Below are 15,397 nucleotides of genomic sequence, written 5' to 3' on the forward strand. Positions count from 1 at the left end.
TGGATAACTGCCGAATAAAAACCGCCTTTCATCATGAGAGGCGGTTTTCTTGTATGTGTCTGAGTCTGTTATTTGGAGTCGCTTGAAAATGATTCAGCAGTTTTTTCGAGGTTCGTAATCCAGTCTTCTGCAAGAGGGTCAGCGACGAGTACTTTTGCTCCTATGGAGGAGGCAATGGCTTCGGCACTTTTGCGGGAAAATTGTGGTTGTATGAAAATAGCTTTGACAGAATTGTCTTTGGCAAATTTGATGAGTTCTGCCAGTTCTCTTGGGCTGGGGTCTTTCCCTTCCGCTTCTATGGGGATCTGCCTTAATCCATAGCTTTCAGCGAAATACCCCCATGAGGGATGGTAGACCATGAAACTTGTTTTCCCTGCATTGCCTGCAAAAAGATTTAAAATTTTCTGATCAAGATTGTTGATCTCCTGTGCAAACTTGAAATAGTTTTCGTTGTATGTCTGAGCGTTTGCAGGGTCTTTCTCTGTCAGGGTGTCTCGTATTTCCATGGCTATTATTCTGACCAGAGGAGGAGAAAGCCATATATGCGGGTCTGCAATGAAGTTCTCGTGGTGATCATGTCCTTCATGGTTGTGTCCGTGGTGTTCGGCATGCTCTTCGTGCTCATCGTGATGGGCGTGTGCTCCCATTGCCATTCTGGTCACGGAGTCGCTTAAGTCTATGAATTCCATGTTGCGATTGGCGGACTTGAATCGGGGCAGCCAGGCTCTTTCAAAAGGAACGCCTATTGCGTAGTATATGTCCGACTCGCTCAGCTGGGCCATTTGTTTGGGCTGTGGTTCGTATGTAGCCGGACTACTGCCCGGCCGGACCATTACATTGACGCTTACAAGTTCTCCCCCGATTTTTTCCACGAAATATTTTTGTGGAACAATCGATACCGTGACCTTTAGGGGAGAGGCCAGCGCAGCATCGGCAAGTAGCATTATGCAGGTCAAGGCTGACAGTATACATAGTAGTGGTTTCATAAATCTAACCTCGCAGTGATGATATTGATATTCAATTCTCATCTTATTCATTATATATTAACGGAAGTCAACAGAGTATGTCAGAACTGTTTATCGAAAATTTCATAATGTTCAGTTCAATTGCAGTGGCAATTGTTCTGGAGGCCGCTCCTTTTCTGCTGCTCGGGTCTCTTCTTGGGGCCGCTTTTGAGGTTTATATGAGCAGGGATAATATTGAAAAGTATGTCCCGAAATCTGTTCCGGCGCGTATTCTCTGCGGTATAACAGCCGGGGCTTTGTTGCCGACCTGTGAATGCGGTGTGGTCCCAATTGTAAGGCGCATGATGGGAAAGGGAGTCCCCGCTTCAGTTGCCATACCATATATGTTGGCGGCTCCGGTCGTAAATCCGGTGGTGTTGGTTTCCACCTATGTGGCCTTTCGGGGGGATTGGGCCATGCTTGGGTGGCGGGTCCTTTTCGTGGCTGTTCCTGCTTCAGTGCTGGGGTTGATGTTTCAGCGGGTCGTAGCGCATGATCTGCTGAAAGGGCTGGTTCCCATAGGAGGGTTTGCAGATTCTGGTTGCTCCTGCGGTTGTGAGAGTGTTTCCGGTTCCGGCTTGTCCACTCTTTTATCCCATGCAGGGAGTGAGTTTCTGGAAATGTCAAAGTTTCTGATTCTTGGGGCCTGTGCCGCTGCATTGTTCAAAACTTTTGTTCCCGCAGATGTCGTCACTTCTTTTTCGGGGGAATTGCTCCCTTCTATTATATTAATGATGGGACTGGCTGTTGTTCTTTGTGTCTGTTCTGAGGCCGATGCCTTTGTGGCTGCTTCTTTTTCTATGTTTCCAAAGGTGTCGCTGGTCTCATTTATTGCCCTTGGGCCCATGCTTGATATTAAGCTGGCCGTGATGTTTCTGGCTGTCTTCAAGGGGCGGGTCGCTATGTGGATTATTCTTGTTCCGTTGCTCACGGTTTTTGCCATGTCTGTTGTTTTAGGGGGGCTGGGGCTGATATGAGTATGATTTATTGCCTTTTTGATGCTTTGGCTCTCGTGTTTCTTGGTGGATTCATGGTCTGGCTTCCGCTTTCTGGTCCTTATTGGCATTATCTGAATCCCAGATTTGAATTATTGACGGCCTTCAGTGGGGCAGTTCTGCTGCTTCTTGGGGGTGTCCGGTTGTTCGCGCATAGCCATGGGCACGGGGTGTCCAGAAGCTTTATTGCATTGTGCTTTACGGGGCTATGTCTGTGGTCGGTGTCCGGTAATTCTGTGGTGGATATGGAGGAGGATCTTTCTTTCTCTGATGTTTCAAGGAGTTCCCGTGTCGAGGAAGTGGTTGCCCGTGAGAGTTTCGATGGAAAAGAGTATCTCCGAATGAATGTGGCAGAGGCTTTTTCTATATTACAGTCAGGTAGAGGGCAGATTGCAAAGGATGTGGTTCTGCGGGGAATGTTGCTTGAAGGAAAAGGTCCGGATGGCAGTTTTTACGTGGTTTTATCCCGCGTCGCCATTGTCTGCTGCCTTGCTGATGCTGTCGGAGCCGGTATTGTGCTGGAGGGTAATCTGCCGGTGCCGGAAGGGCAATGGGTCAAAGTTTACGGCAGGCTTGTTGAGTCTGCTTCCGGCAATCCTTCATTTGAATTGCCCGGGGTTGTGGCTGCTGTTGTTCCACCTGATTATCTGCTTGCAGTGGATCATATCGAGAAATGTGGTGTTCCCTCAGTTCCTTTTATTTTTGAGTTTCGGGATGCCGAGCCCTTCGCCTATTAAGGTTGCATGCTCTTTTGAGTTGTCAAACCGGAGGGAAGCTTGGTTCTCACTTTTAGTTAAGAGGGTGTTCCGGAATAGAGAGTAGAGTGTCTTCCTTGTCTTCTTGTTTCACGCTTAGCCTTGTTCTTGGGTTTTCGGCTTCTCTGTTGCCTTGTTTGGCGTGCAGGTCTGTTGGTGTGAACTTGTTTGTTCGTTGACTTCTTAAGATAATAAAATTCTGTTTTTAGGATATAATGAAGGACGCAGCACTAAATTTAGTGCTGCATTTTTTATTTAAATGTTTATTTGTCTCATTTATGCGCTTTGTATTTATATGAAAATTTCAAATATGTATTTTAGGTATATTTTTACCTTGTTTTGGGTTAGGTATTGACCGTTTTTGGCACAAACTGTGCTTAGTAGGTATTGAATATTCATTTTTGAAGGACAAAATTTGCAAATTTGCAAAAAAGAACTGGTTTAGAATTGCAGTTGGCGACAAAATTGTAAAAAAGATAATCAACGGGGGTTGATATAAAATGAATGCGGCGGATACTTCTTTCATTCTTGTTTGTGCGGCTCTGGTCATGTTCATGACTCCGGGGCTGGCCCTTTTCTATGCCGGCATGGTGCGCAGCAAAAACGTGCTTGCCACTATCATGCAGAGCTTTATCATGCTCGGACTGGTCTCAATCGTCTGGGCTGTAATCGGTTACACTCTTGCTTTTGGTACCGACATCGGCGGTCTCATCGGTGGAATGGACTTTTTCGCACTCAACGGTGTGGGGATGGATACTGCCGGAAGTCCTGCTGATAACCTGCCCCATCTTCTTTTCATGATTTTCCAGTGCATGTTTGCAGTAATTACTCCGGCACTTATCACCGGAGCTTTTGCCGAGCGGATGAAATTCGGCGCACTTTTGATTTTTTCCACCCTCTGGGTGATTTTTGTATACTCCCCCATGTGCCACTGGGTCTGGGGTGGCGGTTGGATGGGAAGTGACGGAGCCCTCGACTTTGCCGGTGGTGCTGTTGTTCACATGAGTTCTGCTTCAGCCGCTCTTGCCGCCTGTCTGGTTATGGGTAAGCGTAAAGGATATGGTAAAGAACCTTTTATCCCGCATAACCTGCCCATGACTCTGCTTGGTGCCGGTATCCTCTGGTTCGGCTGGTTCGGTTTCAATGCCGGTAGCGCCCTTGCTGCTGACGGTCTTGCTGCCAACGCTTTTGTTACTACCCACATGGCTGCCGCTTCTGCTGTTCTGGGCTGGCTGCTTGTTGAAACAATCCATGGCGGCAAACCTACAACTCTCGGCGCTGCTTCCGGTGCTGTGGCCGGTCTGGTTGCCATCACCCCTGCTGCGGGTTTTGTAACTCCCATGGCTGCAATTGTTATCGGTTTCGGCGGTGGAGCAATATGCTATGGTGGCGTGCTGCTTAAATCCAAACTGAACTATGATGACTCCCTTGACGTTGTCGGCATCCACGGTATCGGCGGAACTTTCGGTGCGATCGCAACCGGTGTTTTTGCCAGCATCGGTGCTGAGGGACTGCTTTATGGTAACCCCGGACAGCTCTGGATTCAGATTGAGTCCTGTATTGCCACCTGGGCATACTGCTTTGCGGTAAGCTGGATACTGTTCAAACTTATTGACAAGTTTTATGGACTCAGACCTTCTGAAGAGGATGAAGTCGCCGGTCTTGACGTTTCCGAACACAGTGAAGCCGGGTATCAGATCTAAGTTGTCCCGGCGGGCACTGGATTTGATTCAAGCCTGCTGGAACTGCTGACTGGTCATGTTTTTCCTCCGGTGGTAGAAAGGTTGGGCCTCTCTGCACTCCTGGATAGAATAAAATTTAAAGAATGAGGTTTATATCTGATGAGAAAGATTGAAATAATAATCAGACCTTTCAAGGTTGACGATGTGAAGGAAGCCATTGCTTCGCTGGGCTTAAAGGGAATGACAGTGACCGATGTCAAAGGATTCGGTCGTCAGGGCGGACATAAGGAAGTTTACCGCGGTGCAGAGTATCAGGTGGATTTTCTGGCCAAAACCAAGGTTGAAATCGTTGTTGATGCAGAGCGTGTTCCTGAAGTCATTGAGGCTGTCAGCGCTGCTGCAAAGACCGGTAAGGTCGGTGACGGTAAGATCTTTGTCATTCCCGTAGAAGAAGTAGTGCGCATTCGTACCGGTGAAACCGGTCCTGAAGCGATCTAGATTCAGCGTTTATACCTGTTAATTCAAACTGATGAAGCTTTTCGTTTCACGTAAGGGAGCATCCGGTGCGCTGGATGCTCCTGCAAGATCATAAAAGCGGAAAGCAAATCATATTCAAAGCATGAATCAGGACACAGCCCCCGAAACCTCTCTAAGAGGTTCAATAGATAACCTGCTTGCCGGACGGGAAATCCTTCTTGCGGCATGCTCCAGGAGCATGCCGCGGGATTTCCCGCAGCAGATGTCCGCACTGGTGGACACCTATTTCCGGGAACGGGTGGCCGAGGCCGTAGATAACAGGATCATCTCAGTTGACGAGAAGCTTTCGATAGTGGCTGTAGGCGGTTATGGACGGGGACATCTTGCACCTTTTTCCGACCTGGATGTCCTGATCCTGTCTGATCATATGTCCGGTTCAGGGCTTGAAGAGCTTTCAGGGTTTCTTTTTCATCCTCTGTGGGATCTCAAGTTTGATATCGGTCACGGTGTCCGGACGGTCAATGACAACCTTGAGCTGGCAAAGTCGGATAGCAAGGTTCTTGCCTCGTTGCTTGATCTTCGGTTTATTGCCGGAGAAGAAGAGCCGTTCAGAAAGCTTTTTGCCGGGTTTCGGGAAAAGGTCCTGCCGCAAGCCGGAGATTCCTTCTGCCACACCCTGTGGGAAAACCGCAGCAAGATGGGCGTGGGAATGGATTCCGTCGTTCTCGAACCGGATCTCAAAAACGGCTGGGGAGGGCTGCGGGATGTTCAGTTCATCAAGTGGTGCGCGGATGTCAGAGGAGGGTTCTATCCTTTGAATCAGGAGGATCTTGTGGATCTATGCCGCGATGAATCTCTGATTATGCGTGCACGCTGTGCCGTTCATCTGACCAGAAAGCGTAAGCAGGATAAACTTATTCTGGAGGTTCTGCCTGACGTAGCTTCGCTCTGCGGAGTGAAGGGCTATAATCCCGCCAAGAGAGGCAATGACCTGCTTGCCTCGATACACAAGGCCATGGTTCGCATCAGGTCCATGGGGGATGCCCTTTACAGGGAATCGATAGCTCCCGGCTCTCAAAGTTTTATTGGCGGGGAAGATCCTTTAGGGATTGAAGAAGCTCTGCAGATTTTCAAAACGAAATCCCGGACAGGCGAACCGTTAACCCGTGACGCCAGAAGAGCTGTATCAAAGATCGAAAGCGGGGCCGGAGTAAGTGTTGAAAAGGCTTTGATCAGCCTGATTGATATTCTGAAAGGCGAGTACGGCTGGCGTGCCTCGCTGGAAATGCTTGACAGCGGTTTATTCAAATCTTTTCTGCCGGAATTCGCAGAAGTCGCGGAGCTTGTTCCTTACGATGGCTACCATCAGTACCCCCCCGGGCGGCATTCTCTCCTGACCGTTCATAAATGCTGCGACATTTTTCGTGATGAATTTGCTGAAGGAGGAAAGTGCATCTCCGGGCAGGATTTCGATGCTTTGGTGCTTGCCGCACTCTTTCACGATATCGGAAAGGGGAAGCCGAACCACAGTGAACGCGGAGCAAAGATGGTCGAAGATATTCTTTTCCGCACTGGATTGCCGAATCGTTTCAAGGAAGATGTTATTTTTCTGGTGCGGGAGCATCTTTTGCTGGTCCGTTCTTCAAGAGCCATTGATTTAAGTTCAATAGAGGCTCTGCGCGCAATTGCCGAAACTGTAAGGTCCGCCCGCCGTCTGCGGATGCTTTTCATCCTGTCCATGGCGGACTCCATGGCCACGGGACCGAGGGTCTGGAATTCATGGAGTGAAGCTTTGCTTCGTGAAATTTATGCCGGACTCGAACTGGTGCTGACTGACGATAGTTACTCGGAACTTGAGAGTGAAGATATACTGGCCGATGCTGTCCGCAAGCTCTGGCTTGCCGCGTCTGACAGGTTTGAATCGCAGAAGGTAGAGGCTATGATATCCGTCATGCCTGAACGCTATCTTCTTGTTGAGGACCCTGACGAGATGGTTCTGCATATGAAGCAGGTTCTGGACTTTAACAAATTGTATGAAAGGGATCTGGTCCGCAAGCCTTCTGGAAGAGGCGGAATGGGGATCAATATTGTCCGCAGCTTCCCCACTGAAGATGAAAGGCGTATAAAGCTGGTAATCACCGCCCGTGATCAGTACTTTCTATTTGCAGCTCAAAGCGGTGCTTTGTCCCTGCATTCGGTCAATATCCTGTCTGCTGAAATTTTTTCATGGGCTGATGGTACTGCTGTTAACACATTTCTGGTAGAAGCTCCCTCTGAAAATGCTCCTTCCGATATATGGGCCAGAGTCGAAAGGACCATCCTCTATGCTCTAACCGGAAGGCTTGCCCTGGATTACCGTTTACACAAAAAACGCAGCTCAGTTTATTGTCGTAATGTCCCCAGCCGGGTCCCGACAAGAGTTTCTCTGGATAATGATTCAAGTGACACGTGTTCTATAATCGAAGTCATTACGCAGGATCGTTCAGGGCTCCTTTATGATATAACCGCGCTTTTTTCCCGCATGAATGTGAATCTGCAAATGGCCAGAATTTCAACCACCGGACAGAGCGTCTTTGATGTTTTCCATGTTGAAGGGCCTGAAGGAGGTAAAATTATTGATAAGGACCATGCCGCTGAAATTGTCAGTGCGCTGGAGTATACTCTTTCATCCTCTTGAATATTGATTCATTCAGTACTGTCTAACGCAGTACATTACAATTTTCCCTGCCAACGTGCTTTTCTTTAAGGAGTCGACTTATGTCTTCGAGGCTTATGATTCATCTGGTATTAGAAATTTTAGTTATTTTACTTCTGTGCCTGCTCATGATTTTGATGCCTGAAACTTTCGCGGGGAATAATCCGGTTCCGATAATCGGGCTGTTCGGTTCTGCGGCATTGCTGCTGGGAATTTCTTCTTTTCTGGCGTCCCGGAAAGTCGGAAACTTCAGCAAAGCTACTGGCGAATGGCTTGAAAGTCTTGTTACAGAAAAGTCTTTCAAAGGTGATATTAAAGATTTGAGAACCCATCTTCCTGCTTCGGCCGCTCTTGAGGAGCATATGGAATCCCTGAGTGTAAAGCTCCGTGAGGCTGGTGAACAGTGCGAAATAGAAATAGCCAAACAGCTTGAAGCCTACAAGCTTGCTGATGAAGCAAGAATGCATGGCGAACAGGCCCGTTGTAAAGGGCTTCTGTCTGCGGCCGGTACACTTGAGAACGCAGTGGAGGGAATCCGCAGCAGTTCCTCTTTTCTTGACAAAGCTTCAACCCGGGCCAACGAAGGGGCGGGAAGGCAGCAGGAGTATCTTTCTTCAGTCGTTTCTTCCATGGAGCAGATAGATGTTTCCATACGCAATTCGGTAGAGCGTGCCGAGTCCGCGGCAGTGGAAGCTGAGCAGGCAGCTGAAAAGGCCAGAGAAGGAGAGCTGGTACTTGATCAGACCATTGAATCCATTAACTCTGTAATGAATAACACCAATGAGCTTAATGATCGTGTTGAAACCCTCGGTAAGCAGGCCGAAGGGATAGGCAGCATAATGAGTGTAATTTCAGACATTGCCGATCAGACCAATCTTTTGGCTCTTAATGCCGCGATTGAGGCTGCAAGAGCCGGTGACGCCGGACGAGGATTCGCGGTTGTTGCTGATGAGGTTCGGAATCTTGCGGAAAAAACTATGGAAGCCACCCGTGATGTCGGTACAGAGATAGGCAGGATTCAGGAGCATGTGCTCAAGACTGTTGACGGGGTCAACCATATCACCGGATTGGCTGGTGATGCTTCGGAACTTGCTTCTCGTTCAGGGCAGGCTTTAGGTGAAATTGTCGAACTTGCAGCCAAAAGTTCAGAAGGTGTAAGGCATATCGCCCGGGAGGCTTTAGAACAGGCCGAGGCCAGCAACAGTGTGCGCGAGGCCGTGACAGAAGTTCACATGATATCGGATGAAACCGGTCAGGCCATGAATGGAGCGGATGAGGCGGTTGTCGATCTCGGAGCGCGGATCACTGATCTGGATGATATGGTCGGGGTTTTCAAGCTTGTGGGCAATGGAAAGGTCCAGGAGGTAATTGATTCACTGGCAAAGTCTTCGGATATTCTCTCCCTCGACCGTGAATTGCAGGAAAGGGCTATGCGCAGTGTCGTCCGGAATAACAGCTTTCTCGAATTGCTTTATGTGACAGACCATACCGGAAAGCAGACGGTGAGTAATATCAGCGGTCAGTGGGACAACTACTCGGTAGACAAGTCCGCATACGGAAATGACTGGAGCAGCCGTGAATGGTTCAGGGGAGTGGTTGAGGACCAGACCATCTTTATTTCGGATGTCTATAAATCCAGCGCAACCGGGGGTAATTGCATTACCGTGTCCGGTCCTTTTTTTAATTCCAGCGGAAGGCTGATCGGAGTTATCGCGGCAGATGTCAGAATCAGCGGCTAGACCATTCATATTTTATAAATATTTCAGACTATACTGCTTGGTTTAGATTGTCATGGTACGCAGTTTGAGAATATTTAGTATTTGATATACATTTAAATTTCCAATCCCCGGTTCATTTTGACACCGGGGCATATCTTTATCTGGTTTTCCGGAAACACTGTAATCAGGGTAGCGGAAAGCACTTGTCTGTACGCATTTTCTTGCCAAAATGGCGATATTTTTCTAAGGGAAGCCTAGCTTAATCTATGAAGAGGATGGTCTCATGAAAATACTTGTTGTTGGATCTGGTGGAAGAGAACACGCTCTGGCCTGGAAAATCGGTCAGAGTCCCAAGGTTTCGGAAATTTTCATTGCACCCGGTAACGGCGGAACCCGTCTTGAGGGAACCAACGTACCCATAAAGGACGACGATCTGCCCGGACTGGTCAATTTTGCCAAGGATAATAAGATTGATCTGGTTGTTGCAGGACCCGAGCTGCCTCTGGTGCTGGGCATCAAGGAAGCCCTTGAGAAAGAGGGGATTCCCTGCTTCGGTCCCGGAGCTTATGCGGCAAACCTTGAGGGCAGCAAAGCTTTCTCAAAGTTGACCATGCGCGATTCCGGTGTTCCCACCGCACCTTTTCAGGTTTTTGATGAATATGAGCAGGCCAGGGCTTTTGTGGAAGAAAAAGGCGCTCCTATCGTGGTTAAGGCTGACGGTCTTGCTGCGGGCAAGGGCGTGGTTGTTGCTTCTACCGTTGAAGAGGCTCTTGAGGCTCTTGACGAGATGATGGTTAAGAAAGTTTTCGGTTCCGCAGGTGAGCGGGTTGTGGTTGAAGAGGCTCTCAAAGGTGAAGAAGCTTCTTTTCTGGCTTTTTGTGCCGGTGAAGACTACGCACTTCTTCCTTCCGCCCAGGATCATAAGGCCGTCGGCGAAGGCGATACCGGACCCAACACCGGAGGCATGGGCGCATACAGTCCGGCCCCGATTCTGCCTCGCGAAAAATATGAAGAGACCGCGGAGCTTGTGATCAAGCCTATCCTCAAACTCCTTTCCGACCGCGGTGAGCCGTTTACCGGTATTCTTTATGCCGGACTGATGTATACTGCAGACGGTCCGTCTGTTCTTGAATATAATGTTCGTTTCGGCGATCCTGAGTGTCAACCTCTGCTCATGCGTCTGGACTGCGATCTGGTTGAGATCATGCTCGCATGTGTGGAAAACCGCCTTCCCGAAGTGGAAGTAAAGCTTAAGGACGAGACTACTCTCTGTGTCGTCATGGCTGCCGGCGGTTATCCCGGTTCCTATGATAAAGGGGCGGAGATTAAAGGTATTGAGGAAGCTGAAAAAGTGGAAGGCGTCAAAGTCTTTCAGGCCGGAACCACTTATGACGAGGGTAAAACATTAACCAGCGGCGGGCGTGTTCTGGGTATTACTGCTCTGGGGGCGGATCTTGGAGCGGCTCAGAAAAAGGCTTACGAAGCCGTGGCTCATATCTCTTTTGATAAAGCCTACTTCCGTCGCGATATCGGTGACAAGGGTCTTAAAAAATGAGTGCAAAAGTAGCTATCTTCATGGGGTCCATTTCCGACAAGGACACAATGCAGCCTTGCTCTGATCTGCTGAGCAAACTTGGTATCCCCCACGTTTTTACTGTTTCTTCCGCACACCGTACACCGGAGCGCACAGCTAAGCTGGTCAAGGAACTGGAAGAAAAAGGTTGTGAAATATTTATCTGCGCAGCGGGGCTTGCAGCCCATCTTGCCGGAGCTGTGGCAGCTAAAACAATCAAACCCGTAATCGGCGTGCCGATCTGCGGTTCCGCTCTCGGCGGGATGGATGCCCTGCTGGCAACCGTGCAGATGCCTCCTGGATTTCCTGTAGGCACAGTTGCTCTTGATAAGGTCGGAGCACGGAACGCCGCATGGTTCGCGGCCCAGATTATTGCTCTTCACAATGAAGAGGTGGCGGGTAAAATCAGGGAAGCCCGTCAGGGGTTCATTGATTCCGTTGAAAAAGCAGCCGCGGAATTGGAGAGCAATTAGAGTCTTCTAACTACTCTCTGTATCTGTATTATGTTGAATGCCAGCCGTGGTCGATTTTAATCGGCCACGGCTTTTTAAATATTTTTCAGGAGGACTGTGACTGAAATATGGCGAACAGTTTTCTTATTCGGGTGGCGTTTTTGGGCGGTAACAGGGAGTTGGTTTAGTTGAGCATATTATTTATGGTGTTAAGAAAATCCTGCTGCGAAAATGGTTTCACAAGGGCTTCAGCCGCACCAAGAGCTTTGGCCTGTTTGAGGTATTCCAGACCTGTGAATTCTCCGCCACCGGAAATGACCAGAATCTTACTTGAGGGCTGTTTCTGTTTTACTTCCATTATTGTCTGGATTCCGTCCATGTTGGGCATGAATATATCCAGTATGATCAGGTCAACCGGGTTGTCATCAAACAGGGTCATACCTTCCTCACCGTCCATGGCGGAAAGTATGTTCAACTGCTCATTACGCAGGTAATGCTTGATCAGATCAAGCATTTTGGGATCATCATCTACAATAAGGACTGTTTTCATATAAAATCTTTACTCTGGTTAAAGTTGTTTCTACCGCTTGTTTAGCCCAAGATGCCTCGAAAAGGATTAATCAGCAATATTAATGGGGTTATAGAGCTCTTCTATGATTATCTTTTTTGCGCCTCACTGTTTCCGGGAAGTTCGCTGATAGCTTTACCTACTTCTTCTTCCACCTTTTCGAATAGTTCCTTTGATGCTGCAAGATCGTTGTTACGGGCCGCTTTTTCCAGAGAGTCGCTTATGAATTGTGCTGTCACAGCGCCGACAGCACCACATTCGGCTTTGAGTGTATGGGCTTGGGGAACTATGTCTGCGGTTCTTCCTTCCGTTAAGGAGTATCTTATTTTCTCAATGTGTATAGGAGCTTCGGTTCTGAAAATAGCTATTGCCTCCTCAAGTAACTCTTCATCGCCGGAGAACCTTTTCAGCGCCCCGGCTATGTCAAAGCGTGCAGAGTTATCATTCAAGTTCATTGTTTCTCCGGATTGTTTTGGAATAGCTGATAAATTGTTTTTGTGTTTTTGGGTGTCCATATACTTTCAAGGCTAATTTTCATCTTAGCCTATAGAGACTTTTGATTCAATGATGGTTTTAAAAAAAGCATAAGAAAAGCCCCGGATGAATGTCACATCCGGGGCTTTTCTTGTCTTATTATTTGATTTTGATGATTAATTTTTATTTTCAAGTTCTGCGTACCAGCCACCGGCTTTGGTGAGCAGGCTCTGAATGCGGCCTACAAGGGCGTGAGGATCGTTGAGGTATCCTTCCAGAAGCAGTGCGGACTCCAGAAGCTGTCTGGATGACAGGGCGATGAAATCATCGTCTGCGTTGACCTTGAAGATATTCAGCATGGAGCGCAACAGGGGATGGTCCGCGTTGATCTCCATAGTTTTGGTGGGGATGGTGTTATCCTTGTTCATGGCCTTCATGATTTTTTCCATGGACGATGTCATCTGGCCATCGGGGTTGATCAGGCGGCAGGGGGAGTCTGAAAGCCGTTCGGAAATTTTGACTTCAGCAACTTCGTCACCGAGTATTTCCTTCATTTTGGCGGCCAGAGCTTCCATGTCTTTTTCCTGATCTTCGGAAAGAGGTTCCGGCTCATTCTCTTTTTTGGCGGATTCGAACTTATCCAGCTTTTCAAGGTCCGCGTATTCAGCGGCTACGAGGTTGAATCCTTCGACTTCACGCAACGCTTCCATTACGAATTCATCAATAGGTTCATACAGGTAGAGTACCTCAAGGTCTTTGTTGCGGAAAATCTCAAGATGGGGGTTGAGATTTGCGGCCTCACGGCTGGCAACGACCGAGTAGTATACTTCCTTCTGGTCTTCTTTGGCGCGTTCAATATAATCGGCGAAAGAAACAAGGCTTCCTTCTTCTGCCTTTGAGGAGTCGAAGCGCAGAAGTTTGGAGTATTTTTCGCGGTTGACGAAATCCATGTGGCCCGCTTTGAAAATCTTGGAGTGTGCCTTCCAGAATTTAGCGTATTTTTCAGGATCGTCTTTGGCGATTTTCTCAAGCTGTCCCAGAACCTGTTTGGTGAGGGTCGCGCTGATTTTGCCGATGAGCAGATTGTCCTGCAGGGTCTCACGGGAGATGTTCAGGGGCAGGTCTTCAGTGTCAACTACACCTTTGATAAAGCTCAGGTATTCGGGGAGCAGGTTCTTGTTTTGTTTTTCAATGAGCACGCGGCGGACATAAAGGTCAAGTCCCCAGTTGTCACGGTCCATGCCGAAAATATCGAGATCTTTTTCAGGAATGAACAGCAGGGAGTTGAACTGCACGGGCGCGTCTACAGAGAAGTGCAGGGTATCAATCGGGGGCTGAACATCGTAAGTCAGGAATTTGTAGAACTCTTCGTACTGTTCCTGCTTGATCTGAAATTTCGGCTCACGCCAGAGGGCGGTTACGGTGTTGACCCTTTCGCCGCCGATCATAATCGGGAAGGATACGAAATTGGAGTGCCTTTTAACGATGTCTTTGAGGGTGTCATCGGAACCGAAACGTTCTGCGTTGTCATCGTTGAGATGGATTTCTATGGACGTACCGTGGTCCATTTCCGCTTCGATTTCGGTGAGCTCGTAGGAGTTTTTACCATCAGAGACCCACTGGATTGCAGGCTCGTCCTTTTTGTAGGATTTGGTGCGGACAACCACGTGGTCGGAAACCATGAAAATGGAGTAGAAACCGACACCGAAACGACCGATAAGAGAGTCCAGACTTTCATTGGACTCTGCTGCCTGTTTGACGAATTCAGCAGAGCCGGAATGGGCGATGGTTCCGATGTTGCTCATCACTTCTTCGCGGGTCATACCGATTCCGGTATCGGTGACAGTGATGGTCTTTTTCTCTTCGTCATAGGCAATAAAGATTTCCGGATCGACTTCGTCATCCAGTTCCGGATTGCTGTTGATGGCGAAGCGCATTTTATCAAGGGCGTCAGAAGCGTTGGAAACCAGTTCGCGCAGAAAGATTTCGCGGTTTGTGTAGAGTGAGTGAACAAGGATGTCCAGGAGCTGGTTCACCTCAGCTTTGAATTCAAATTTTTCAGTCTGTGCAGTCATTGTTTTCCTCCGATAACGTGAAATTTCCTCCCGGCCTTAAACGGTGCAAAGGCCGGAAAGGTAAATGAAATTTATATTTGGAATGCCTTGCAATGAAGGCCAGACTTATTTAGTTACGGCTTTTAGCTTGTCAAGAAGGTACTTCTCCATTTCTCGGCGATCTTTGCGTAAACGGATCATTTCCGCTTCCATGATGGACAGTTTTTCTTTGAGCTGGTCGTTTTCAGACTTGAGGGCTTCAATTGATTCACCCTGCTCGCCGAGTCCTTTTACCGCTTTGTCCATGCAGCTCTGTAAATCTTCGGGAAGGGCGTTGTTAGCTGGCATACAGGCCATAAGTCCCTTCAACCCTTCGTTGATGGATTTCGCTATCTCCGCCCCCATCGCTGCTGCCATCTGAACCGCAGGTTCAAGGTTTGCCTGTGACATGGGAGCGGGGGAGGAACTCTGGGAGGCTGGTTGTCCGGATGGGGATTCATGGTCAATGGCGACATTTACAGGATAGAGCCTGGACAGTTCAGCCATAACGTCATCGGCTGTGTGCCCCTGTTTGAGCATGCCTGAAATAAGCCTGAACACTTCTACCGCTTCAGGGCGGAATCTTTTCTGCCTGTTGCGTCCGGTGCTCGGCAGGTATTGGGCGAATCGGTTCTTCCAGTAATGGAGAGTTGATTCAGGTACTTCCAGCAGACGCGATATTTCTGCGATTGACAGGAGTTTTTTATCCGGCACTTTATGCTCCGTGTTGAGGCTTGAGGTGAGTGGAATAAAAATTTCTGGATTATTATTATTTAATTTTAAATTCGTTTTGTGTCAATAAAGTATCAGTTTCTTACACAAAATGTTGGAAAGTGAACATTTGGTGTTCGAAAAAGATCATTTGCCCCCATTGATTCCTCTTGAATAATGGAGTAGGCGGTCAGTCAGGT

The 15,397-nt window shown here is 48.3% G+C and carries 13 protein-coding genes; 8 read left to right on the plus strand and 5 right to left on the minus strand.

Annotation, left to right across the window (positions count from 1 at the left end; translation table 11 throughout):
- Window positions 1–68 precede the first annotated feature (68 nt).
- Window positions 69–986 carry a metal ABC transporter solute-binding protein, Zn/Mn family gene (locus ACZ5PW_RS04000; protein WP_464558161.1) on the minus strand — a complete coding sequence of 306 codons (918 nt, stop codon included), beginning with the start codon at window positions 984–986 and terminating at the stop codon, window positions 69–71.
- Between the two features lie 77 nt (window positions 987–1,063).
- Between ACZ5PW_RS04000 and ACZ5PW_RS04005 the strand changes: the two genes are divergently transcribed.
- From ACZ5PW_RS04005 to purE, 8 genes are all read left to right on the plus strand, one after another.
- The gene (locus tag ACZ5PW_RS04005) at window positions 1,064–1,981 is read left to right on the plus strand and encodes a permease (RefSeq protein ID WP_464558163.1); all 918 of its coding nucleotides are present in this window, start codon (window positions 1,064–1,066) and stop codon (window positions 1,979–1,981) included.
- Window positions 1,978–2,736, plus strand: a complete 759-nt coding sequence (locus ACZ5PW_RS04010) for a TIGR03943 family putative permease subunit (RefSeq protein WP_464558165.1) — start codon at window positions 1,978–1,980, stop codon at window positions 2,734–2,736. The genes ACZ5PW_RS04005 and ACZ5PW_RS04010 overlap by 4 nt, the downstream gene beginning before the upstream one ends.
- Window positions 2,737–3,254: 518 nt before the next feature.
- Window positions 3,255–4,457, plus strand: a complete 1,203-nt coding sequence (locus ACZ5PW_RS04015) for an ammonium transporter (RefSeq protein WP_464558167.1) — start codon at window positions 3,255–3,257, stop codon at window positions 4,455–4,457.
- Between the two features lie 138 nt (window positions 4,458–4,595).
- Window positions 4,596–4,934 (plus strand): P-II family nitrogen regulator, encoded by a 339-nt coding sequence (locus ACZ5PW_RS04020; protein ID WP_464558169.1) that lies wholly within the window; start codon window positions 4,596–4,598, stop codon window positions 4,932–4,934.
- 121 nt (window positions 4,935–5,055) lie between these two features.
- Window positions 5,056–7,590: a [protein-PII] uridylyltransferase family protein gene (locus ACZ5PW_RS04025; protein ID WP_464558171.1), complete on the plus strand. Its 2,535-nt coding sequence runs from the start codon at window positions 5,056–5,058 to the stop codon at window positions 7,588–7,590.
- Window positions 7,591–7,670: 80 nt separating this feature from the next.
- Window positions 7,671–9,347: a methyl-accepting chemotaxis protein gene (locus ACZ5PW_RS04030; RefSeq protein ID WP_464558173.1), complete on the plus strand. Its 1,677-nt coding sequence runs from the start codon at window positions 7,671–7,673 to the stop codon at window positions 9,345–9,347.
- 262 nt (window positions 9,348–9,609) lie between these two features.
- Window positions 9,610–10,881: a phosphoribosylamine--glycine ligase gene (gene purD, locus ACZ5PW_RS04035; protein ID WP_464558175.1), complete on the plus strand. Its 1,272-nt coding sequence runs from the start codon at window positions 9,610–9,612 to the stop codon at window positions 10,879–10,881.
- Window positions 10,878–11,372 (plus strand): 5-(carboxyamino)imidazole ribonucleotide mutase, encoded by a 495-nt coding sequence (gene purE / locus ACZ5PW_RS04040; protein WP_464558177.1) that lies wholly within the window; start codon window positions 10,878–10,880, stop codon window positions 11,370–11,372. Before purD ends, purE begins: the two co-directional genes overlap by 4 nt.
- Before the next feature lie 163 nt (window positions 11,373–11,535).
- On the opposite strand, the gene ACZ5PW_RS04045 is transcribed toward purE, so the two are convergent.
- The 4 genes from ACZ5PW_RS04045 to ACZ5PW_RS04060 form a co-directional block, all read right to left on the minus strand.
- Window positions 11,536–11,901 (minus strand): response regulator, encoded by a 366-nt coding sequence (locus ACZ5PW_RS04045; RefSeq protein ID WP_464558179.1) that lies wholly within the window; start codon window positions 11,899–11,901, stop codon window positions 11,536–11,538.
- 107 nt (window positions 11,902–12,008) lie between these two features.
- Window positions 12,009–12,374: an Hpt domain-containing protein gene (locus ACZ5PW_RS04050; protein WP_464558181.1), complete on the minus strand. Its 366-nt coding sequence runs from the start codon at window positions 12,372–12,374 to the stop codon at window positions 12,009–12,011.
- A gap of 195 nt (window positions 12,375–12,569) precedes the next feature.
- Window positions 12,570–14,468: a molecular chaperone HtpG gene (gene htpG / locus ACZ5PW_RS04055; RefSeq protein ID WP_464558183.1), complete on the minus strand. Its 1,899-nt coding sequence runs from the start codon at window positions 14,466–14,468 to the stop codon at window positions 12,570–12,572.
- A gap of 105 nt (window positions 14,469–14,573) precedes the next feature.
- Window positions 14,574–15,200: a MerR family transcriptional regulator gene (locus tag ACZ5PW_RS04060; protein ID WP_464558185.1), complete on the minus strand. Its 627-nt coding sequence runs from the start codon at window positions 15,198–15,200 to the stop codon at window positions 14,574–14,576.
- Window positions 15,201–15,397 lie beyond the last annotated feature (197 nt).

It is taken from the genome of Maridesulfovibrio salinus (assembly GCF_055394525.1).